The sequence below is a fragment of the Candidatus Clostridium radicumherbarum genome (genome assembly GCF_045310525.1).
Lineage (GTDB): Bacteria > Bacillota > Clostridia > Clostridiales > Clostridiaceae > Clostridium_AT > Clostridium_AT radicumherbarum.
The window spans coordinates 97,056-119,404 of the sequence record NZ_JBJHZY010000004.1; the positions used below are offsets into that span (position 1 = coordinate 97,056).

The following is a 22,349-nucleotide window of genomic DNA, read 5'->3' on the forward strand; positions in this document are numbered from 1 at the left end:
ATCACTCCATCATATATCTTTAATTCCAAGGCCTACAGTTCTAATTTGGACAGCTCCATTAAGAGTATGAAAAATCATTGTTCTGCCTTTGTTTCCTCCGCAGTCTTCACCTATAATTGGGATAGCAAGTTTTTCAAGGGCCTCCTTTACAGCATTCATGTTTCTGCTGCCAATATCCATCATCATATTTTTATCAGTAAAATTAAACATAGATGCTCCTCCTGCAATTTTTGCTCTAAGATTTCTCTTTAAAGCACCCATGTCTTGAACTTTATCAAGTAAAATTGGAATAGCTAAATCAGCAAATTTTAAAGGATTGTTTACATTGCTAAAGGCTTTACTATCAGGAAGCATAATATGAGCCAACCCACCTATGTATTTTGAGCTATCAAATAATGCAATTCCTATACAAGATCCAAGCCCAACAGTAATTAGCTTATCTGGCGAGCTAGCCACATTTAAATCTGCTATACCAACTTTTATTTCTTTAATCTCCATATTTACTCCAATTAAATTAGTTTCTTTTCTTCCTCTGTTAAAACAGTTCCTAAGTTTAAGAAAATGATTATTTTCTTATCTATTTTAATTAGGCCTTTTATGTATCTTTTTGAAATACCTGCTGCTATGTCTGGAGGTGTTTCAATGGTTTTTGAATTTACATCCCTTACTTCTGAAACAAGGTCAACAATAATTCCTATTTTGTTACTAGCTTGTTTAGCAACTATAATCTTTGAATCTTCTTTAATTCCAGAAAAAGGGAGACTGAATTTTTTTGCCAGGGATATTACAGGTAATATACTGCCTTCATGGTTAATAACACCTTCTACAAATTCCGGTGCATCTGGAAGTTTCGTAGTTTCTTCATACCCCAGTATTCTCTCTACCTCCATTATATCAGCAGCGTAATTCTCCCCATTAACACTAAAAATAACTACCTTAATTTGACTATTCTCCATAAAAACCCTCCTATAATCTAAATCTATCCACTATTAATTCTTGATTATCATTAATATAAGCATGAACATCCTTACAAGGATAGTCTACTGTAAATTCCTTGTTTCCTATATAAATCATAGTATTTACATGTGCTATAGATATTTCTATATGTCCTTTTTCAGATACCATAAGTTTTGTAGTAACTCCACCTAGGCTTCCAACAGTTTTGCATACAATTTCATTTTCTGCTTTTAAGTTACCGCCTCTTACTATGCTTTTGTCATGAAGGAAATAAATACTGCCTTGAGAAGTAATTGAAGAAATATATGCTCCCTTACCTGAGAATATAATATCTCCAGTACTTATAATAGTGGAATCCTGACAATAATTTAATTTAACATTTACTGGTATGGATTTTTGCATTTTTAGATCATCCAAAAGGCTTTTCAAGATATCAATAATCTCCAAAATTTCGCTATAGTGCTTTATTTTAATTGGATTTAGTCCTATAAGTTTATCTTTAATTAACCTTACAAGCTTTTCAAGCTTTACATTTTCATGATTTCTTACCATTATAGACTTTGCAATTACACCCATACAGGCTGAAGGCATAGCCCTAAATTTACTATCAATTAGCACCTTAATAATTTGTCCATCTGAGGTATTATAGCCGAGTAAATTGAATTTCTTTATTTCTTCAATAGCCACAATCATTTCATTTAATAGCTTATAAAGTATTTCAAACTGCTCGATTGCCTTAACCTTTTCATTATCTTCTCCACCTCCAACAATAGTGGAGCTTATAATATTACCATTTATAAATATGTCACCTTTACCACTGACTACAGCACTTTCTACGTTTTGAGATATATTGATGGAATTGCCAGATATTACTTTCATTCCTTCTCTAACACTACCATTAATTTTTATATCACCTAAAAAGCTGATATTGCCAGTACTTATATCTACATCACTATTTAATTCATGTACACTAAAAACGCTGAAAGTATTACTCTTCATGCATGGTTTTCCATCAATTGATGCAATTATGGTATTATCATCTTTTAGCTCAGCACCTTGGCCCGTTCTAAACTTGATCTTCTTAACAGCTTTTGGTTTTAAAACTTCACCAAAAACATCTTTACCTGGAATACCTTCTATGCTATCAATTTTAACGGCAATAACATCGCCCTTATGTATGGCATTTACGGCACCAATATTTTTGAAATCTACTTTGCCGTGAATATCTTCCCTTAATTTTACTATGTCACTGTCAACATCAAATTTGATTTGAATACTTTCATCCTGGCCATCAATGGCTGCCTCACCTTTAGCTATAAGAAGTCTTTTAACTCCATCTTCTAAGGTACACTTCAATAAATTTTCTTCAATAATACCAGTCGTTATTCCAAGACTTGCTAATGCCTCTCTTATTTCACTAGAAGTATACTTTGGAGCCTTTTTGCCTTCTTCATCTAGGAAATATTCAATTGTTATGTACGCCTCTATTTTATTGTTATTAGTATTAATTCTTAAACTCCTGGCATTTTCAATAGGCTTGTCCTTTTTTAAAAGATTTGCATCTTGCACCTATCCCCACCCCTAACAATAATTTGCACAATAATTATTTTTCGTCAATTTCTGCAAAAACTTAATAAGTTTTGACTTGTTTGTTATTATTTATATAATTATCAATATTTATATTATAAGCCCTCATAATATTTTGTACAATGTAATTTGTTGAAGAAGATAATTTAAAGTCACTAATTTTGTTAATTGGTAGAATTTTCGGTGAAGTTCCACTGATAAATGCTGCATCTAATTCCTTCACATCTTTGTAATTAACCTTTTCCTCTTCAAATCTTATTTTTTCAGCTTTACATAATTCAATAATTATTGTTCTTGTTATACCCGGAAGAACATCCTCTAAAGGTGCAGTTATTAACCTATCACCCTTAACCATGAATATATTGGATCTGCTTCCTTCAGTAATGTTTCCTTGCTTATCAACAAGAATCGCTTCATATACATTATTCTCCTCTATAAGCTTATTAGAATATTCTCTTAGCTCCTTATTAATAATCTTAGCATTAGGATTACTTCTTTCCATAAAGCAGAAAACAGTACCTACTCCATTTTTATAATCTTCTTCTTTTGGGTAATGGCTTTCAATAAAAAAAGCATAAAAATTATTTTCTTCTACTAAATCATTGCACAAATTGTTAAATACGATTTTAATATTTCCTTCACTATAATTGTTAATATTTATTAGCTTATATAGTTTATTTTTAAGTTCCTCTTTATCCATCCAGATTTTTTTATTTATTAATGCAGCTGAATTATTAAGTCTTTCTAAATGTCTATCTAAAAATAGAGGTACTTTATCAATTACTCTAATAACCTCATAAAGAGATACACCTTCATTAATAATTTTGTCCATAAATTCTGCATTATTCAAAACATCTTCATTTTTAATAAAATAAGCACCATAACATTCACTCATATTAACCCTCCTGTTGTTCTCTGGGGTATATAATGATTATTAATCATTATGCCTCCTGCTAACTTATTCTACTTCCATTTCAATACCTTGATTTTATCCTGATTTTTTCTATAATTAATTAAATAAGGATTCCCAACTAAATTAAACAAGGGTAAATCAGAAAGCGAATCTGAAAACATATAGGAGTTTTTAAAATCAACTTCTATATTATCCTTTTTAATTTCCTCCATAAGCCTTCTAACCTTTTCATCTCCTTTACAATTCTCTCCGCAAATTTTAGCTCTATGTATACCTTCTTCACTTAAAAATCTAGTGCCAATAACTTTATCCACTTCCTTAATATTATAAAGCTCCTGCAAATAAAACTCTGCTGAAGCGGATATTAAGTATATTCTACAGCCTTCAGCCTTCAGCTTCTTCATTGTATCAACAGCGTCTTTATATAAGATTTTACTTAGTTTTTTTTCGTAAAAATCCTTTACAGAAAGTTTCATATCTTCTTCTTTTATACCATCTATAAATGAAACAAAACATTCCTTTGTTCTTCTTAGCGGAATAACCCTTAATGCATACAATATTCCTGTTAATATTATCCTAGGCATAAAAATAATAAGTTTTGGATTCTTTTTAAGCATAAATTTATAAAACTCAATTAGTGTTTCTCTTTTAGTTAAAGTAAAATCAACATCAAAAATAGCCAGTTTCTCCATATAATTCTCCTTTTTCTTGTCCCTTTTATAAAAAGAAAGACCGCATAAGCGGTCTTAAATTTTATTCCTCATCCTGTAGGGATTCTTCATAATACTTGGAAACTTCTTCGAATTCTGCATCCTCTGGAACTACAAGTTCTCCTTCTTCCCCTACAACTTTAAATAGATATACTGAACCATCATCAGGATTCTGAACTAATATATAGTCCTGTTCCTTATAAGTAAAGCCATCTACAACTTCACAAGATACTACATTTCCATTTTCATCTTCTAGATCAACAATCATTGGTTCATGATCGTGATCATGACCGCAGCAGCAGCCACCTTCTTCATGCTCATGTTCGCCGCAGCCACATGTATCGTCTTCACAACCACAGTTGTGTAATTTATTTTCTTCCATAACTAATACCTCCTTTAGACATTATAATAACATTGTAACCGTTATTTGACTTTTTTAAAAGAGGTTTTTATAAATTTTTTAAACACATTAAAATAAAAGGCTTTGCTATAAGCAAAACCTTTTATTTATTAACTGTTGGTAAAACGACTTAGGTCAGATATTTTAGTAGCTTGCAAGTCTCTTGTAGCCTTCAAGTCTTTCCATTGCATCTTTTTGAGTCTTTTCAAATAATGCATCTGCAGCTTCTGGGAATTGTTTAGCAAGTGAAGAGTATCTTACTTCACCCATTAAGAATTCTCTAAAGTCTCCAGTTGGTTCTTTTGAATCTAAGCTAAATGGATTCTTGCCTTGTTCTTTTAAGCTTGGGTTGAATCTGTAATTAGCCCAGTATCCGCAATCAACAGCCATCTTTCCTTCAGCTTGGCTCTTACCCATACCATTTCTTAATCCGTGGTTAATACATGGTGAATAACCGATAATTAAGGATGGTCCTGGATAAGCTTCAGCTTCAGCTATAGCTTTTAAGGTTTGGTTCTTATCAGCACCCATTGAAACTTGTGCAACATAAACATAACCATAGCTCATAGCCATCATACCAAGATCTTTCTTCTTTGTATTCTTTCCGCTAGCTGCAAATTTAGCTATAGCAGCTGTTGGAGTAGCTTTTGAAGACTGTCCACCAGTATTTGAATAAACTTCTGTATCAAATACAAATACATTTACATCTTCTCCTGATGCTAGAACGTGGTCTAATCCGCCGTATCCAATATCATAAGCCCAACCGTCTCCACCAAAGATCCAGTTTGATCTCTTTATGAAGAAGTCTTTATTTTCATATAAATCATTTAATAATGAAGAATCGCCTTTTTCAGTTTCAAGTAAAGAAGTTAATTTGTCAGCTCTTTCTCTTGTTCCTTCTCCATTTTCAAGGTTATTTGACCAATCCTCAAGAGCTGCCTTAAGTTCTGTACTTATGCTGCCTTGAATTGCTTCATGAGCAGTATTAACTAATCTATCCCTTACTTGTTTTACACCAAGATACATTCCAAGACCAAACTCAGCATTATCTTCAAATAGTGAATTTGCCCATGCTGGACCATGTCCTAAATGGTTCTTAGTATATGGAGTTGCAGGTGCTGATGCTCCCCAAATTGATGAACATCCAGTAGCATTAGCTATCATCATTCTGTCACCAAATAATTGAGTTACAAGTCTAGCATAACCAGTTTCTAAGCAGCCAGCACAAGCTCCTGAGAATTCAAGCAATGGCTGTTCGAATTGGCTTCCCTTTACAGTTAATTTATTCATAGGGTTTTTCTTAGGTGATACTCCCATAGCAAAATCCCAAGCCTCAACCTTTTCTAATTGAGTATCTAAAGGCATCATAACAAGAGCCTTATCTTTAGCTGGGCATATATCAGCACAATTTCCACAACCTGTACAATCAAGTGGTGATACAGATATATTGAACTTAAGTCCTTTTGCTCCAGTAGCATCTTTTGCTTTAAATGTTGCTGGTGCTGCTGCCATTTCTTCATCATTAACAAGTACTGGTCTTATTGCAGCATGTGGACATACGAAGGAACATTGATTACATTGAATACACTTGTCCATTTGCCATTCAGGAACGTTTATAGCGATTCCTCTCTTTTCATAAGCAGCAGTTCCTTGTGGGAATGTACCGTCTTCCATTCCTATGAAGGCACTTACAGGAAGTTTGTCTCCTTCTTGTCTGTTCATAGGGTTAACAATTTTGCTTATGAATTCAGGAACTTTAACAGTAGCAGCAGCTTCTTCTACAGCATTAGCCCAGGAAGCTGGAACATCTATTTTAACTATTGATTCAACACCCTTATCAATTGCAGCGTTGTTCATATCAACAACTTTTTGTCCTTTTTTACCATAGGAAGTTACAACTGCATCTTTTAGGTATTTTATTGCATCATCTACTGGAATAACGTGAGCAATTTTAAAGAATGCTGATTGCATTATCATGTTGATTCTTCCGCCTAGGCCTATTTCTTGAGCTATCTTAACAGCATTTAATGTATAGAACTCAATGTTATTTTCAGCTATGAATTTCTTATAAGAACCTGGTAAGTGTTCTTCAATTTCTTCTGGAGTCCAGATAGTATTTAATAAGAACTTACCACCTTTTTTCAAACCTTCTAATACGTTATATTTGAAAACGTAAGATTGATTATGACAAGCAACGAAATCAGCTTTGTTTATTAAGTATGGGGACTTAATTGGAGTCTTACCAAATCTTAAATGTGAAACTGTTATTCCACCTGATTTCTTTGAGTCATATGCAAAATATCCTTGTGCATACATGTCTGTATGGTCTCCAATGATCTTTATAGCACTCTTGTTTGCTCCAACAGTACCATCTGATCCGAGACCCCAGAATTTGCAAGCCTTAGTTCCTGCTGGAGTTGTATCTATGTCTTCGCCAACTGGTAATGAAGTATTAGTTACATCATCAATTATACCAATTGTAAATCTATCTTTTGGAGTTGATAATTTTAAGTTTTCAAATACTGGAAGAATTTGTGATGGAACAGGATCCTTTGAACCTAAACCATATCTTCCTCCAACTATTACTGGCTCAAATGCCTTTCCATAGTATGCATTTTTAACATCTAAGAATAGAGGTTCGCCAATTGAACCTGGCTCCTTAGTTCTATCAAGAACAGCTATACTCTTAACAGTACTTGGAATATATTTAAAGAAATGCTCTAATGAGAATGGTCTATATAAATGAACATTTAATAAACCTACTTTTTCTCCTTTAGCCATTAAATAGTCAATTGTTTCTTCAATAGTATCACAAACAGAGCCCATTGCTATTATCATTCTTTCAGCATCTGGTGCTCCATAATAGTTGAATAAGTGATATTCTCTTCCTGTAAGCTTAGTCATTTCTGCCATATAGCTTTCTACTATTTCTGGAAGTTCATCATAAAATTTGTTTGAAACTTCTCTTTCCTGGAAGTAAATATCTGGGTTTTGAGCAGTACCACGAGTTACTGGGTGATCAGGGTTTAATGCTCTTCTTCTAAATGCATTTACAGCATCCATATCCACTAAACCTTTTAAATCATCATACTCAAGCATTTCAATTTTTTGTACTTCGTGTGAGGTTCTAAAGCCGTCAAAGAAGTTTACAAATGGTACTCTTCCTTTTATAGCTGCTAAATGTGCTACAGCTGATAAATCCATAACTTGTTGTACTGAACTTTCTGCAAGTAGTGCAAAGCCAGTTTGTCTTGTAGCCATAACATCTTGATGATCACCAAAGATATTAAGTGAATTAGCTGCTAAAGCTCTAGCTGAAACGTGTAAAACTCCAGGTAAAAGTTCTCCAGCCATCTTGTACATATTTGGTATCATAAGTAATAGACCTTGTGATGCAGTGTATGTAGTAGTTAGTGCACCAGCCTGTAATGAACCATGAACAGCACCAGCTGCGCCTGCTTCAGATTGCATCTCCATAATCTTTACGGTTTGTCCAAAAATATTTTTTCTTCCTTGAGCTGTCCATTCGTCAACATGTTCAGCCATTGGAGATGATGGAGTAATTGGATAAATAGCTGCTACATCTGTAAATGCGTAGGAAATATGTGCTGCAGCAGTGTTTCCATCCATTGTCTTCATTTTTTTCATTAAAATACCTTCTTTCTATGTAAATTTTTGAAAGGTGACAAAAAAATAAGTAAATACTTTAAATTACTTACATCTTTATTATATACTTTTATTTCAATATTTCAACATGAATTGTTTCTATTTTTGCTACTTTTCATTTTGTTAAATTTTCATAATAAAATAGAGCCCTCCCTTATTGTGGAAGAGCGGGCTTTTATAAATTAATTTACCTGTATTAACTTTTTTTAATTAACTGTATTAATTTTTTAATATTATCTTCTTATAAATTCCTGTGTCCAATATATTACTCCACTAGAAGTTTTAGCTACTCCAACACCTATTTCATTAAACTGTGGATTTAATATATTTGCTCTATGCCCAGTAGAATTCATCCATGAATTCATTACTGCTTGAGGTGTTGGCTGCCCCATTGCAATATTTTCACCTGCAGCATAAAAACTAATTCCAAAATCATGCATCATTTTAAACGGATCTCCATAGGTTGGAGAATAGTGTGAAAAATACTTACTGTCCCTCATATCTGCTGATTTATATCTAGCAACCCTTGATAACTGCCAATCTGCTGTTAGTTGCTCTAAACCATTTTTGCTTCTTTCAATATTTAACAGTCTAATTACCTCATTTTCTAGAGCTTTAATATCTGCTATATTAGGTACACTTATCTTTTGACCTGGATATATTAGATTTGGATTAGTAATAACTTTGTTAGCATCAATTATTTCAGATATTCCAATTTCAAACTTAACTGCGATTTTCCACATACTATCACCTGGTTGAACAGTATAAGAAATGTTCTGTGCATGAATAGCAGTTTTTGTGCATATTAAAATACCAAAAGTAAATAGAAAGATGTAAAATTTTTTCATAGTTTTTCACCTCTCTATATATTCTGTAAGATTTTTTGTTAATTATTTTTAATTTTAATGGTTATTAAGAAAATATATGCTAAAAATTTATATACTTGCTTTATCTATAACCTTAACAATTAAATCCACTGCATTTGATAAACTACTTTTGGACATATTATTAATGTACTTATTTTTGTTCTTATTAAGTTCATCAATTTTTTCAATAAATAATTTATCCTCTAAATTTTCTTCTTTAATTACCAAACTAAAGCCGCTTTTTTCAAAGGATTCAGCGTTAAGAATTTGATCACCTCTACTAGACTTTGATGATAGAGGTATTAATAAATTTGGTTTTTTTAAGGCTAGGAATTCAAATATAGAATTTGCTCCTGCCCTAGAAACGATTATATCTGCTGCAGCCATATAATGAGGTAAATCTTCATTTACATATTCAAACTGTCTGTAATTTTCTATATTTGAACAATTATTGTCTATATTACCTTTTCCGCAAATATGCAAAATATTATATGAAGATAATAAATCCTTTAGATTTCTTCTTATTAAATCATTAATGTTTTTAGAACCTAGGCTTCCGCCCATTATAAACAATATAGGTTTTTCATAGTTAAATTTACAAAGTTTTAGTCCCTTTATTCTGCTTCCTTCTAATAATTCCTTCCTAATTGGAGTTCCTGTAAGCACAACCTTCTTTTTACTTAACTTATTAACGGATTCCGGGAAGGTCACACAGATTTTAGTACAATATGGAGCAGAAAGCTTATTTGCAAGGCCTGGAGTAATATCAGATTCATGGGCAATTACTGGAATTTTATTTAAATAAGCACCCAGTACAACTGGTACTGCCACAAAACCACCCTTTGAAAATATAATATTGGGTTTTTGTCTTTTTATAATATCATAGGCCTCAAAAATTCCTTTAATTACTTTAAAAGGGTCTGTAAAATTCTTTATATCAAAATATCTTCTTAATTTTCCGCTGGAAATGAAATGATACTCTATATTATTTTCTTCGATTATTCTTCTTTCAATGCCATCTTTTGTCCCTATATATTGTACTTCATATCCTATCTCTTTTAGTTTTGGAATAAGAGCAAGATTTGGAGTTACATGCCCTGCAGAGCCTCCACCTGTCATAATTATCCTTTTGCTACTCAAAATACCATCTCCTATAATGAATTAATTAATTCAGCTAATATTATAATATACATAAGGTATATTTTTGAATATAATTGTGAAAAAATAATTGTGAAAAGCTAGCATTAATTTATAAACTTAACATTCACACCTCTATTCCACTAATATAATTATAACCTTATTGGACAATATAATAACATAAAACATATAAGGAGGTCATACATTATGGCAAGAAATAAAACATTGGTACCAGAGGCTAAGGCAGGACTTGATAGATTTAAAATGGAAGCTGCTAGAGAAGTTGGGGTTCCTTTAAGTGATGGTTATAATGGAGATCTTACTTCAAGAGAAAATGGTTCAGTAGGTGGCCAAATGGTTAAGAAAATGGTTGAAGCCTATGAAAAAGGATTAACACAATAGTTTCTTATATAGAAGGCTTACTTAGTAGGCCTTCTTCCTATTTCATATTTGAAAAATTACTATTCATAATTCTTATAAAAAATAATCTATATTTTTCCTACACTTCCTACAAAACTCTATAATATTATATGCTGCTTTGGATAAGCTATTATTACAAAGATACAAGGAGGTGAATATAAATGGCAAGAAATAAAGCATTAGTTCCACAGGCAAAGGCTGGTCTCGACAGATTTAAGATGGAAGCTGCTAAAGAAGTTGGGGTTACATTAAATGAAGGCTACAATGGAGACCTTACTTCAAGAGAAAATGGTTCAGTAGGCGGCCAAATGGTTAAGAAAATGGTTGAAGCTTACGAAAAGAATCTATAATATACTTAAAGACAAGTAGGAATTTTCCTACTTGTTTTTTTATAAAATAGTCGTTGTCACAGCAGCGAATTCATATAACATATTTTATAATGTAGCTATATATTGGGACCCTTTATATTTGAAATAATTTTACGTATTAAAGTAAAAAAAGGAGAATGCTCTCCTTTTTATTACTTTTGAGATAGGCCTGATACAATTCCTTCAAAGTCTTGAAGGCAATTATCTATATGACCAATCTCTCTTTCTATTTTTTCTTTTATGCTTCCATTTTCTGCATTCCCTGATGCTATAGATAGGCATTGTCTAACATCTTTTAAACTTAATAATGCTCTATCCATATGTTTTCTAGCTTCCTCATTCATTTTAATCACCTCAAATAATTAATTATTTATTACAAATAATATTATGTGCAGAAGTGAAGAAATTTAATTAAGTTTTATGCCAATCTAAAAGCAATAATTTTAATTTGAATAGTTTGTACACCATTAAAGTTATTTAAGTTTGGATAATAGATTAAGTCTAATTTAATCTTCTCATTTTTATAATTATAATTTTCTAATATGTCTAAATAGCACTCACCATAATAAGCTTTTAGAAGGTCCTTAAACTCATCTATTTTGCCAAAACATATTCCATCCATTTTAAAATTTGTATTATCAATTTTGAGACTTAATTTAAGAACATTGCTTTCCTTACCTATAATATATATTTTATCTACTATTATGTTCTTTTCTGCAAAAACTGGTGTTTCATTTCCTTTGCCAAAAGGTTCTAACTTTTCTAAATCGTAAATAAATTTTTCAGAAAGTTTATTTACAGGTATCCTCTTATCAATTCTAAGCTTTGGCATTATATCATCATCATTTAATTTACAATTCTTATTTAATTCATTCCTAAGTAATTCAATATTTTCTTTCTTAATAGATAAGCCTGCTGCCATTGGATGCCCGCCAAATTTTTCTATTAAATCTTTACACTTTAAAAGCTCTTCGAAAAGGTTATACCCTTCAATAGATCTTCCAGAGCCCTTTGGCATTTCTTTACCGGAGGTTATTACTATTGTAGGAACATTATATTTTTCTTTTATTTTACCTGCTACAATTCCAGCTATGCTTTCATGTACATCTTCTTTGTAAATTACCATAACCTTATCATTCTTAAAATTTGTAGTTTCAATATGTTCTATTATTTCTTCTACATCTTTAGTTGTCATATTTTGTCTCTTCTTATTTAGTTCACTTAGTTTAATAGCAAGTTCTTTAGCTTTTTCCTTTTCCTCGCTAAGCAGCAAATCCACAGATAAGGCTGCAGTTTCCAACCTTCCAGTAGCATTAATGCATGGACCAATTTGAAACCCAATAGTTCCAGCATTTAATTTTCTATCCTTTATACCTAAAACCTCCATTAAAGCATCTAACCCAATATTTTTTGTTGATTTTAGACTAATTAAGGCATTTTTTGCTATGATTCTGTTTTCATCTATTAAATCTACCACATCACATATAGTTCCAATACCAGCAATTTCAATTAACTCTAATAAGTTACTTAAATCAATGTTCATTTTATTATATAATGCAGTAGAAAACTTCAATGCTATTCCTGCACCACAGAGAAGTTTAAAAGGATAACTACAATCCTTCTGCTTTGGATTTATAACTGCATCTGCCTGTGGTATGATATATTCTCTAGTCCCTTCCTTATCTTCCACAAAAGAAACCTCGTGATGATCTGTTATTACAACCTTTAGACCTAATTGTTTTGCTAAACTTATTTGCTCAATGGCTGATATTCCATTATCACAAGTTATAATTACTTCTGCTCCTTCTTCCTTTAAACTTTTAATTCTTTCACTATTAATTCCATAACCTTCATTTTCTCTATGAGGAACATAATAACTTACCTTTGCACTACATTTTAATAAAGCCTTATACAAAATCACAGTACTTGTAACGCCATCTACGTCATAATCTCCATATACAACTATATTATTTTTATTTTTAATTGCTTCAATGATGATTTCAATACCCTTGTCCATATCTTTCATAAGAAATGGGTCGTATAAATCATCAAGTGATGCGTTCATAAACTTAATCATATCTTTTTCAGTTTTAATTCCTCTGTTCGCAAGTATTGCTGCTATATTCACATCAATACCTGCTCCTTTTGAAATATCAATAATTGGTGCTTTTGTTTGTCTTAATAGCCATTTCTCCTTCAAAATTCCCACCTCACCAATTTATTATAGCATAATTAATTTTAAATAATAAATATAAGTTAATATCCTAAAATTACCCAGGAAATGTATGTATATAAAAAGACTGTTTCAAAATATTTAAGTAATCCAAAATAATATTTTGAAACAGTCATATGATTTTACTTTTCTTTAAAGATTTCAGTTGACCTTGGAAGAATACCATTTAAATAAGCCAAGATTACACCATAATTTGTTATACTAACATTTTTTTCTTGACACAAATCAACACGAGTCTGCATTATCTTCTTATTAAGCATACATGATCCACAGTGAATTATGAGGTCATAATCTTCTAGATTCTCAGGAAAATCCTGACCCATTTTATATTCAAATTTCAACTGTTTCCCAGTAAATTTATTTAATAGTTTAGGTATTTTAACTCTGCCAATATCCTCATGGGAATGATTATGGGTACAGCTTTCTGAAATTAATATTTTAGAACTCTCATTTAACTCTTTTATCTTTGAAGTACCTGCAATAAATGCATCTAAATCCCCTTTATATCTGGCAAAAAGTATAGAAAAACTAGTAAGCTTAATATCTCTTGGAACAATTTCATTAACCTTTTTAAAGGCTTGCGAATCAGTTACAACAACATCAATATCCTTTAAATCCAAAAGTGCATCCTTTAGCTCAATATCTCTGACTACATAGCTTTTAATGCCATGATCTAGGCAATCTCTTATAAGCTGAACTTGAGGCAGTATTATTCTTCCTTTGGGGGCTTCAGAATCTACAGGAACCACCATTACAACTTTTCCGTTATAAGGGACTAAATCTCCAATAATAGTTTCTTCTACTTCACCTTCACTAAGCCTTTTTATTAGTTCTTCTTTTAATGTAAGGATATTTTTATTATCCTTAGCTGATACATATAGCCCTTCTTTAAAGTTTTCTTTAATTTTAAATAAGTCTTTTTCATCTACTGAATCTATTTTGTTTATAACAAGCATGTGAGGTATATTATACTTTTTAAATTGTTTAATAAAATTAGTATAAGAAATTTCATCGATATCCTCTGCTTCCATAACATAAATGGCGAAATCCGTCTGCTGCAGTACCTTTAAAGTCCTTTTTGTTCTTAGTTCCCCAAGCTCAGTTGCATCATTTAGCCCTGCTGTGTCAATAAATACAACAGGTCCAAAGGGAATCAGCTCCATAGCCTTACTTACCGGGTCCGTTGTAGTTCCCTTCACTGAAGAAACTAGGGAAATCTCCTGACCTATTATTGAATTTAATAGTGAAGATTTTCCGGAATTTGTTTTTCCAAATATAGCTATGTGTTTTCTATTTGCATTTGGTGTTTCATTCATGGCTTCCTCCTTATATCAGGAACACGTGGTAGTCTAACTTGCCGATTACTCATGATTAGGCTACCCGCTAAAGTCCATTTAGGACTTTAAATCATATATTTATTTTCTTATCCAATTAATATTGTCCCCTATGCCCATATCTAATTCAAATCCTGCACTTTTTATTCTTCCTTCAATACACATTCTGCATTCAGCTGCCTCATCCCCTGTGCAAATTTTACCATCATAAAGGGAATATTTTTTTCTAACTGAAGTTGGGGATAAGTTAGGCATAACTACATTAGCTCCTGCCTTTATACCTTCCTCCCTGCCTTTAGGATTAATAGTACCAAGTGCAGTGGTTGCAGGAATTAAGGCACTAGGTAACAAAAGCCTTGTTAAGGCTACCATCAATATTGTCTGCCCCAGGGTACCGCCTTTTTCTTTCGAAAGTGGAGTGTCCTTATGTGGAATAAATGGACCAATTCCAACCATTTCAGGATTTAATTCTTTTAGAAATAGTAGGTCTTTAACAAGGTCTTCATTATTTTGGTTTGGTAAACCTACCATAAAACCAGAACCTACCTGATAGCCTATTTCTTTTAAATCCCAGAGGCACTTAATTCTATTTTCAAAGCTGGCACAAGGATGTAGTCTTTCATACAAAACCTTCGAAGCTGTTTCATGTCTCATTAAATACCTGTCAGCACCAGCTTCGTAATATTTCTTATAGGAATCATAGCTTTTCTCTCCCATTGAAAGTGTCACAGCACAGTCAGAATGTCTTTCCTTAATTTCAGTTATAAGTTTAACAATTTTATCATCTGTAAAGTAATAATCTTCTCCACCTTGAAGTACAAAGGTTCTATAGCCAAGCCTATAGCCGGATTCACAGGCAGATAGTATTTCTTCAGTAGTTAATCTATATCTGTCTGAATTTTTATTTAAGGCTCTAATGCCACAATATAGGCAGTTTCTTTTGCAATAATTGGTGAATTCAATTAACCCTCTCATGAAAACCTTATTGCCATAATATTTCATTCTTGTTTCATGAGACTTTTGTAATAAATATATTTTATTTTCCTCATTTAAATTATTTAATAAATATAAAAGTTCTTCACTTTCTAAATTGTTGTTTTCATAGAGTTTGTCTATAATTGACTTCATTAACTAAATCTCCTCCGTAGAAATAATAGTTATGGCTTATTCAAAAGTTCAATATTATTTCTTAGAACTTATTCTCAAAATAAAAAAAGCTTTCAAAGAAAGAAAAGCTTAAGTCATCAAACATAGCCCCTGCAGGATATCCTGGGCTATATCAAAGCATCCTTCCTTTCAGATTAGATAACTCTTTTCTGTTAGGTTAAATTTTAAAAGAAATATATAACTGTACTTCATTAATATTTTGTATGTTAATATTTTATCAATACCTATTAACCTTTGTCAATTAATTTATAATTATTTATCCGGAAAAAGAAGTAATTATGATTTTGAGCTACGCCATTTTTATTCTTTAAATTTATGGCTTTATTATTTGTATGGATGGCTTGTCTAGCACCTTTATGATTACATCAATAATATCTTCCTCGTTAATATCATCAAAATTGTCAAGTTCCTCATAAAATGTTCCTTGAGATCCATACATTATTTCATTTACAGCCATATATTTACATAATTCTATAGACTTCTCTAATTTTAATTCCCTTTTAAGTCTTAGGGATTTAATGCTTTTCTTAATAAGTTCCTGTGTAAAGGAGATAGTACCGCTTTTTACCTTTTCTAATAATTCATTTATAAGCTGTAAAACTATATCTATATTTTTTTCTGATGTGGATAAATCTATATTAAATATTTTTATACCTTTTTCATTTTTAATTGTACTTCCAATATCATAAACAAGGCCATTTTTAGTTCTAATTAAATCAAATAATAAGCTGCTGGTTCCTTCTCCAAATATACAATTAAATACCTTAAGGGCATTGACTTCTCTTTCATTAAGCTCATGAATAGTATATATATATTTTATCTTAGCCCCATTAATTCCCTCTTTATGTTTTATGTAAATTCCAGTTTTATTTCTTTCATAAAGCTTTAGATTTTTACTAATATAATCTTTATGCCACTTACTATATAAATCTTCTATTAAATATAATATCTCCTCAAATTTTAAGGAGGATACTACTGAAATAACACAGTTATTAGGTCTATAATATTCATCATAAAAGCTTTTTAGCTCTTCAAGAGAAATTCTTTTTAAACTTTCTTCATTGCCAATAATAAGTTCATTTATTCTTCTATGTGAAAATGAGTTATAAAAAAGTTCATCCTCACAATATTGTACTAAATCATCCTTCCAGTCCTTAAGTTCCTCATTAATTATAGAAATTTCCTCTTTAAAGCCTTCTTTCCTGAAAGCAGGCTTTAAGATAATATCTGAATATAATTTAAAACCTCTGTGAAAGTCAGAACTTAAAGTGGTTCCATAGTAAATACAGTATGGATAATTAGTCATGGCATTATTAAACCCGAAAATTTCATCGCTTAGCTTATTTATTTCCAGCTCCTTTAAGGTATCGGTACCCTTAAAAAGCATATGTTCAACTGCATGAGCAGTTCCCAAATTATAACCAACTTCCATATTAGCTCCTGCTTCAAAGCCAATACAGAAGGAGCTTATATTTGAAGGTTTATATTCATAAATTACTTTTAATCCATTATTAAGTACTTTCTTATACATTAAAATTCACCTCTATTATTTCTAATATTGAAAACTCCATTATTAATATTATGCCATATAAAAAATTCCTAGAAAAGCTTCTAGGAATTTACTTTATTCTTCAATAATATAAGGCACTGTAACAACAACTATATTCCTCTTTTTATAGAGCATATTCTTTATGAATAAAGAGGTTTGATTATGAAGTATATTATGCCACCATTTTGTAATTACAAATTGTGTAAGTACAACTGTAACTATATCGCCAGGTTGAGAATCATGTTCCTCAGAATCAATAAAGTTAACTAATGGCTCATAGATATCTCTATAGGGTGAACGTTTAATTACTAGTGGCACACCTACATTGTAGTCCTCCCACTTTTTCTTTAGCTTCTCAGTTGCATCAGTATCAACAGAAACATGGAAGGCAACTATATTGCTTGATATAGTTTTTGCATAATTAAGTGCTTTTAAAAAGGATCTATTTAAGGTATCTACCAAAATAACTACGTGCTGTTTATCTTCAGAAGGAGTAATATCCTTTGGTCTAATGTTTAATGGAAGCTTAAGTTGTTCTGCAACCTTTCCATAATGCCTTCTGATTCTCATCATTACTATAACAAAAGTTGGAATTAATATGAATACTAGCCAAGCTCCATGAACAAACTTTGTAATTCCAATAATTACTACAGTAACAAAGGTTACAAAAGCACCTAATCCATTAATAAAGGCCTTATGTCTCCAACCTGACTGCTTACCCTTTATCCATTTAGTAAACATACCTGTTTGAGATAAGGTAAAGGAAATAAATACGCCTACAGCATAAAGAGGCATAAGTAAATGTGTATCTCCTTTAAATAATATTATCAAAATGGCAGCTGCAGTATAAAGCATTATAATTCCGTTTGAAAAGCTTAGCCTATTTCCTCTTTTAGTAAATTGTTTTGGTGCAAAACCATCTCTTGATATAAAGGATAACAAGAGTGGAAAATCAGCAAAAGCAGTATTGGCAGCCATTATCAATATCATTGCCGTAGTTGCCTGTAGGGCATAAAACATAATATTATTATTACCAAATACTTGCCATCCAATTTGTGCGATTACTGTATACTTTTCACTTGGGACAGCATGATAAATAGTTGAAAGATAAGATAGTCCTCCAAAAATAAATAACACTGTAACTGCCAAGAGTCCAAGAACTATTTTTGCGTGTTTTTGAGCTGGAGCTTTAAAATTTGGAATTCCATCACTTACCGCCTCAACTCCAGTTAACGCTGTACAACCAGATGCAAAAGCCCTAAGAAATAATACTAAAGTTATACTATTTAAGGGATTAACAGGTTCAATAGGTATTATAGGCGCTGGATTATAATTAAAAATAAAGTGTCTAATAACTCCAGTAATAATAAGTATTGCAACTGTAACCATAAAGAGATAGGTTGGTACACCGAATAGTTTTGCTGAATCTTTTAACCCTCTTAAATTACCTATTGTAAGTAATGTGATGATAATTAGGGTAATTATTACCTTATAATTTAATAATACAGGTATTGCGGAGGTTATTGCCGCAGTTCCGGCGCTTGTACTAACTGCAACTGTTAATATATAGTCTATGCATAAGGCTGCTGCAGCCGTCAAGGAAGGGATTGTCCCTAAGTTATCCTTAGAAACAATATAAGAGCCTCCTCCTAAAGGATAATTGTCTATTGTCTGTCTATATGAAAAAACCAATAAGAACAGTAAAAATACAATACACAATGCAGCATAAAACATATATTTATAGGACATTACTCCAATTACAGGTATAAGAACCCACAAAATTTCCTCGCCAGCATATGCTACTGAGGAAATAGCATCACTTGATAGTACTGGAAGGCCCCAAAGAACACTAAATTTTTCGTGCTTTAATTGATCAGTTGTTAATGATTTACCGATTAATAATTTTTTTAATTTTGAAAACATAGTTTATCTCCTGCTTACTTTTTAACATTCTTAAATTATATAGTAGGTAAAGACTATGTACAAACCCTTATCTGGCCATTTTTTCATTAAAAAACCTTGCTATAAGCAAATTATTCATATAAATTTAACATTTGGTTTGATTTCCGTTAAGATTCTCCAGTTATATAGGTTTTCCAATTTATTTTATTATATTAGTTTTACTTCCTTTACAAATTCGTCAAATATTACCAACATAAGACTTACTCCCCTGCCAGCTCTATTTTGCCTTCTTAATTCACTAAGTTTTACATTTTTCTTATTTTTTTTATTACTGATTAATATTATTTCTTTATCTTTCAGACTTGATAAAGCGATTTCATCTGAATTACTAAATTTAATTTGTCCATGAGCAGCGAATATTACCTCATCTTCGTCCTTAAGGCTTATTCCTATTACTCCTGATGCTAATTTCCCCATGAACGGTATATCTTCACTGCCTATTTTTATTGCAAATGCCTTTTGAGTTACGATTAAAATTTCATTAGACATCTCTTCAGATATAAAATCAATAGCTATTAAACTATCCTCTGAAGACTTAAATTTATAGCCTTGAGTAATCTGATAATCCCCTACAAATTCTTCAAGTTTAGTTTTCTTTACTAGTCCTTTTTTACTTATAAAAATAATACTTAGATTTTCAAATGAATTTTCGTAATTAATAATATTCAATATCTTAGTTTGCTTGCTTAATGCTTCACCAAACAAAGTATTTAAACTGATACCCTCTTCTCCTACATTAGCAAATAGTGCACTTGAAAGGTTTAAAACATTTCCATTACTTAGAAAAATTAATAATTTTTCCTGAGAATTTGTGAATATACGTTTATCCTTTTTGCTATTAGTATGATTATGATCGCTGCTTCTTATAACGCCCTCTGAGCTTATGGTTAAGAAAAACTCCTTGAATTCTCCTTCATCTGACAGCCTAGCAGTACTAATTTCATCATTAATAGGCAAACTAATTAATGCTTGTGCAGAAAGGTTTCTATCCAGATTTTCAAGCTTTGGTTCTTTTATTGTAAAGCCTAGCCCCTGCATAGTAGTAACTTTGATAAATTCTTCCTGCCTTTCTTTTGTCATTAAACTTATATTAACTAGAAGCTCAGTATCTTTAAGTTTTATAGCCTGGAGTTTTGAGTAATTAGTAGTGAATTTATCCAATGAAGTTTTCTTAATATTTCCTTTATTGGTTATAAAAATAAGCTCCTTATCATTAGAAAAATTATTCAGAGAATATGCTGTTAATAATTTTTCTTTTGAAAGATCTATAGCTTTTATAATTTGATCTAATCTAACCCCTTTATCCTTCCATTTAAATTCGGGAATTGCATTTCCTTTCAATTGATACATATTCCCCTTGTCGGTAAAAAATATAACTACATCTGTTGTATTTGATTCAAAAACAAGATTTATAGAATCCCCTTCTCTGTACTCAATATCTGCAGCATCTAAGTTTGAACGATTATAGGACTTTAAAGGTATCCTTTTTATAAACCCATCCTTAGATAGTGTAATTATTGTATCTTCTACAATTATTAGTTCTTCTACATCTATTTTAGCTTCTTCATCATCTTCTATTATGGTAGTCTTTCTACCATTGCCATATCTTTCTTTAATTTCAAGGAGTTCTTTTTTTATTACCTTATGGAGCTCCTTTTCACTTTCAAGTATTTTTTTTAGGGCTTTAATTTGCTTTTCTAATTCCTTATATTCCTTTTCAAAGGTTATTATCTCAAGTCCTGTAAGCCTATACAGCATAAGTTCCACTATTGCCTCTGCTTGAAGCTCTGTAAAGTCAAAGGTTTTCATTAAATTGTTTTCAGCATCCTTCTTAGATTTTGATGCTCTTATTAAAGCTATAATTTCATCTAAAATTCCTATAGCCTTAATAAATCCTTCCACAATATGAAATCTTTTTTCTGCTATTTGAAGTTCCTTTTTAGTTCTTCTAGTAATAACTTCCTTCTGATGATTTACATAATGCATTAATATAGCTTTTAGCCCTAAGGTTTCTGGCTTTCCATTAGCAAGAGCAACCATATTAAAACTAATATTACTCTGCAAATCAGTCTTTTTAAATAAATATTTAAGAAGCTTTTCCGCTGCCTCTGCATCTACAGACTTTTTTAGTTCTATTACTGCCCTAATTCCATTTCTATCTGATTCATCCCTTATATCTATTATTCCTTCTAATGCCTTAGTATGCTTTTTGTCTTCAGTCATTTCAGAAATGGTTTGAAGTAACTTAGCTTTTGATTTTCTATAAGGGAATTCTGTGATTACTATTCCCAGTTTTCCACTTTCCAATTTTTCTACCTTTGTTTTTGCTCTTAAGGTTACCTTTCCCTCACCAGTTTCATAAGCAGTTTTTAATGAGTTTTTACCTATAATTATGCCTCCAGTTGGAAGATCAGGACCTTTAATAAACTTTAAAAGTTCACTAGTTGTTATTTCATTGTTTTCTATGTAAGCTAATGTACCATCTATAACTTCATTTAAATTATGAGGTGGTATGTTAGTAGCAAGTCCAACTGCTATGCCAAAAGCACCATTTACAAGCAGATTAGGATATCTGCTTGGCAAAACCTTAGGTTCTAATTCAGTATTCGAGTAGTTTTCTTCCATGTCCACAATATCTTTATCAATATCTCTCAGCATTTCCATAGCAAGTGGAGTAAGCCTAGCTTCTGTATAACGCATAGCAGCAGCACTGTCTCCATCCTGGCTTCCCCAGTTACCATGCCCATCTATTAAAGGCATCCTGGTTGAAAAATCCTGGGCTAATATAACCATTGATTCATAAACAGAGGAATCCCCATGAGGATGATATTTACCTAGAATGTCTCCAACTATTCTAGCTGATTTAAAATAAGGCTTGTCAGGATATGCTCTTAGACTATAGGCTCCGTATAAAATTCTTCTATGAACAGGTTTAAGACCGTCTCTAACATCTGGAAGAGCTCTATCCTTCGCTACCTCAACTGCGTAAGGAAGATAATTATCCGGCATTGCCTCCTCTAAGGGGATTTTTATTATATTATTATCCTTTGGAATATCATTCTTCTTAGCCATGTAATTCA

18 protein-coding genes are annotated in these 22,349 nt (G+C 31.5%); 2 read left to right on the plus strand and 16 right to left on the minus strand.

Annotated elements, in window-relative coordinates; all coding sequences use genetic code 11:
- Nucleotides 1–9 precede the first annotated feature (9 nt).
- The 9 genes from ACJDUH_RS16530 to ACJDUH_RS16570 all read right to left on the minus strand — a co-directional run bounded on the left by ACJDUH_RS16530 (nucleotide 10) and on the right by ACJDUH_RS16570 (nucleotide 10,239).
- Nucleotides 10–498, minus strand: a complete 489-nt coding sequence (locus ACJDUH_RS16530) for a chemotaxis protein CheD (RefSeq protein WP_406766312.1) — start codon at nucleotides 496–498, stop codon at nucleotides 10–12.
- A gap of 11 nt (nucleotides 499–509) precedes the next feature.
- A complete protein-coding gene (locus ACJDUH_RS16535; RefSeq protein ID WP_406766313.1) occupies nucleotides 510–956 on the minus strand; it encodes a chemotaxis protein CheW in 447 nt (148 codons plus the stop codon).
- A gap of 10 nt (nucleotides 957–966) precedes the next feature.
- Nucleotides 967–2,526, minus strand: a complete 1,560-nt coding sequence (locus ACJDUH_RS16540) for a DUF342 domain-containing protein (protein WP_406766314.1) — start codon at nucleotides 2,524–2,526, stop codon at nucleotides 967–969.
- A gap of 61 nt (nucleotides 2,527–2,587) precedes the next feature.
- On the minus strand, nucleotides 2,588–3,439 hold the full coding sequence (locus ACJDUH_RS16545; RefSeq protein WP_406766315.1) for an aminotransferase class IV: 852 nt from the start codon (nucleotides 3,437–3,439) through the stop codon (nucleotides 2,588–2,590).
- A gap of 68 nt (nucleotides 3,440–3,507) precedes the next feature.
- Entirely contained in the window at nucleotides 3,508–4,149 is a 642-nt protein-coding gene (locus ACJDUH_RS16550) for an HAD-IB family hydrolase (protein ID WP_406766316.1), read from the minus strand.
- A 61-nt stretch (nucleotides 4,150–4,210) separates the two neighbouring features.
- A complete protein-coding gene (locus ACJDUH_RS16555; protein WP_406766317.1) occupies nucleotides 4,211–4,549 on the minus strand; it encodes a DUF1292 domain-containing protein in 339 nt (112 codons plus the stop codon).
- Nucleotides 4,550–4,711: 162 nt separating this feature from the next.
- Nucleotides 4,712–8,215 (minus strand): pyruvate:ferredoxin (flavodoxin) oxidoreductase, encoded by a 3,504-nt coding sequence (gene nifJ, locus ACJDUH_RS16560; protein ID WP_406766318.1) that lies wholly within the window; start codon nucleotides 8,213–8,215, stop codon nucleotides 4,712–4,714.
- Nucleotides 8,216–8,466: 251 nt separating this feature from the next.
- Entirely contained in the window at nucleotides 8,467–9,081 is a 615-nt protein-coding gene (safA, locus tag ACJDUH_RS16565; protein WP_406766319.1) for a SafA/ExsA family spore coat assembly protein, read from the minus strand.
- An 87-nt stretch (nucleotides 9,082–9,168) separates the two neighbouring features.
- Complete coding sequence (locus tag ACJDUH_RS16570) at nucleotides 9,169–10,239, minus strand: undecaprenyldiphospho-muramoylpentapeptide beta-N-acetylglucosaminyltransferase (protein WP_406766320.1); 1,071 nt, start codon at nucleotides 10,237–10,239, stop codon at nucleotides 9,169–9,171.
- 204 nt (nucleotides 10,240–10,443) lie between these two features.
- Here ACJDUH_RS16570 and ACJDUH_RS16575 point away from each other — a divergent pair, with 204 nt between their 5' ends.
- Nucleotides 10,444–10,638, plus strand: a complete 195-nt coding sequence (locus ACJDUH_RS16575; protein WP_406766321.1) for an alpha/beta-type small acid-soluble spore protein — start codon at nucleotides 10,444–10,446, stop codon at nucleotides 10,636–10,638.
- 179 nt (nucleotides 10,639–10,817) lie between these two features.
- The gene (locus tag ACJDUH_RS16580; protein ID WP_406766322.1) at nucleotides 10,818–11,006 is read left to right on the plus strand and encodes an alpha/beta-type small acid-soluble spore protein; all 189 of its coding nucleotides are present in this window, start codon (nucleotides 10,818–10,820) and stop codon (nucleotides 11,004–11,006) included.
- Nucleotides 11,007–11,176: 170 nt separating this feature from the next.
- Here the strand turns inward: ACJDUH_RS16580 and ACJDUH_RS16585 are convergent, their stop codons facing one another.
- From ACJDUH_RS16585 to ACJDUH_RS16615, 7 genes are all read right to left on the minus strand, one after another.
- Complete coding sequence (locus ACJDUH_RS16585) at nucleotides 11,177–11,368, minus strand: hypothetical protein (RefSeq protein ID WP_406766323.1); 192 nt, start codon at nucleotides 11,366–11,368, stop codon at nucleotides 11,177–11,179.
- A 74-nt stretch (nucleotides 11,369–11,442) separates the two neighbouring features.
- Entirely contained in the window at nucleotides 11,443–13,224 is a 1,782-nt protein-coding gene (gene recJ, locus ACJDUH_RS16590) for a single-stranded-DNA-specific exonuclease RecJ (RefSeq protein ID WP_406766324.1), read from the minus strand.
- Between the two features lie 155 nt (nucleotides 13,225–13,379).
- Nucleotides 13,380–14,573, minus strand: a complete 1,194-nt coding sequence (gene hydF, locus ACJDUH_RS16595; RefSeq protein ID WP_406766325.1) for a [FeFe] hydrogenase H-cluster maturation GTPase HydF — start codon at nucleotides 14,571–14,573, stop codon at nucleotides 13,380–13,382.
- 99 nt (nucleotides 14,574–14,672) lie between these two features.
- On the minus strand, nucleotides 14,673–15,719 hold the full coding sequence (gene hydE / locus ACJDUH_RS16600) for a [FeFe] hydrogenase H-cluster radical SAM maturase HydE (protein ID WP_406766326.1): 1,047 nt from the start codon (nucleotides 15,717–15,719) through the stop codon (nucleotides 14,673–14,675).
- 352 nt (nucleotides 15,720–16,071) lie between these two features.
- The gene (locus tag ACJDUH_RS16605) at nucleotides 16,072–17,289 is read right to left on the minus strand and encodes a M16 family metallopeptidase (protein ID WP_406766327.1); all 1,218 of its coding nucleotides are present in this window, start codon (nucleotides 17,287–17,289) and stop codon (nucleotides 16,072–16,074) included.
- 93 nt (nucleotides 17,290–17,382) lie between these two features.
- On the minus strand, nucleotides 17,383–19,230 hold the full coding sequence (locus tag ACJDUH_RS16610; protein WP_406766328.1) for an APC family permease: 1,848 nt from the start codon (nucleotides 19,228–19,230) through the stop codon (nucleotides 17,383–17,385).
- Nucleotides 19,231–19,416: 186 nt separating this feature from the next.
- The gene (locus tag ACJDUH_RS16615; protein ID WP_406766329.1) at nucleotides 19,417–22,341 is read right to left on the minus strand and encodes a DNA topoisomerase IV subunit A; all 2,925 of its coding nucleotides are present in this window, start codon (nucleotides 22,339–22,341) and stop codon (nucleotides 19,417–19,419) included.
- Between the last annotated feature and the right edge of the window lie 8 nt (nucleotides 22,342–22,349).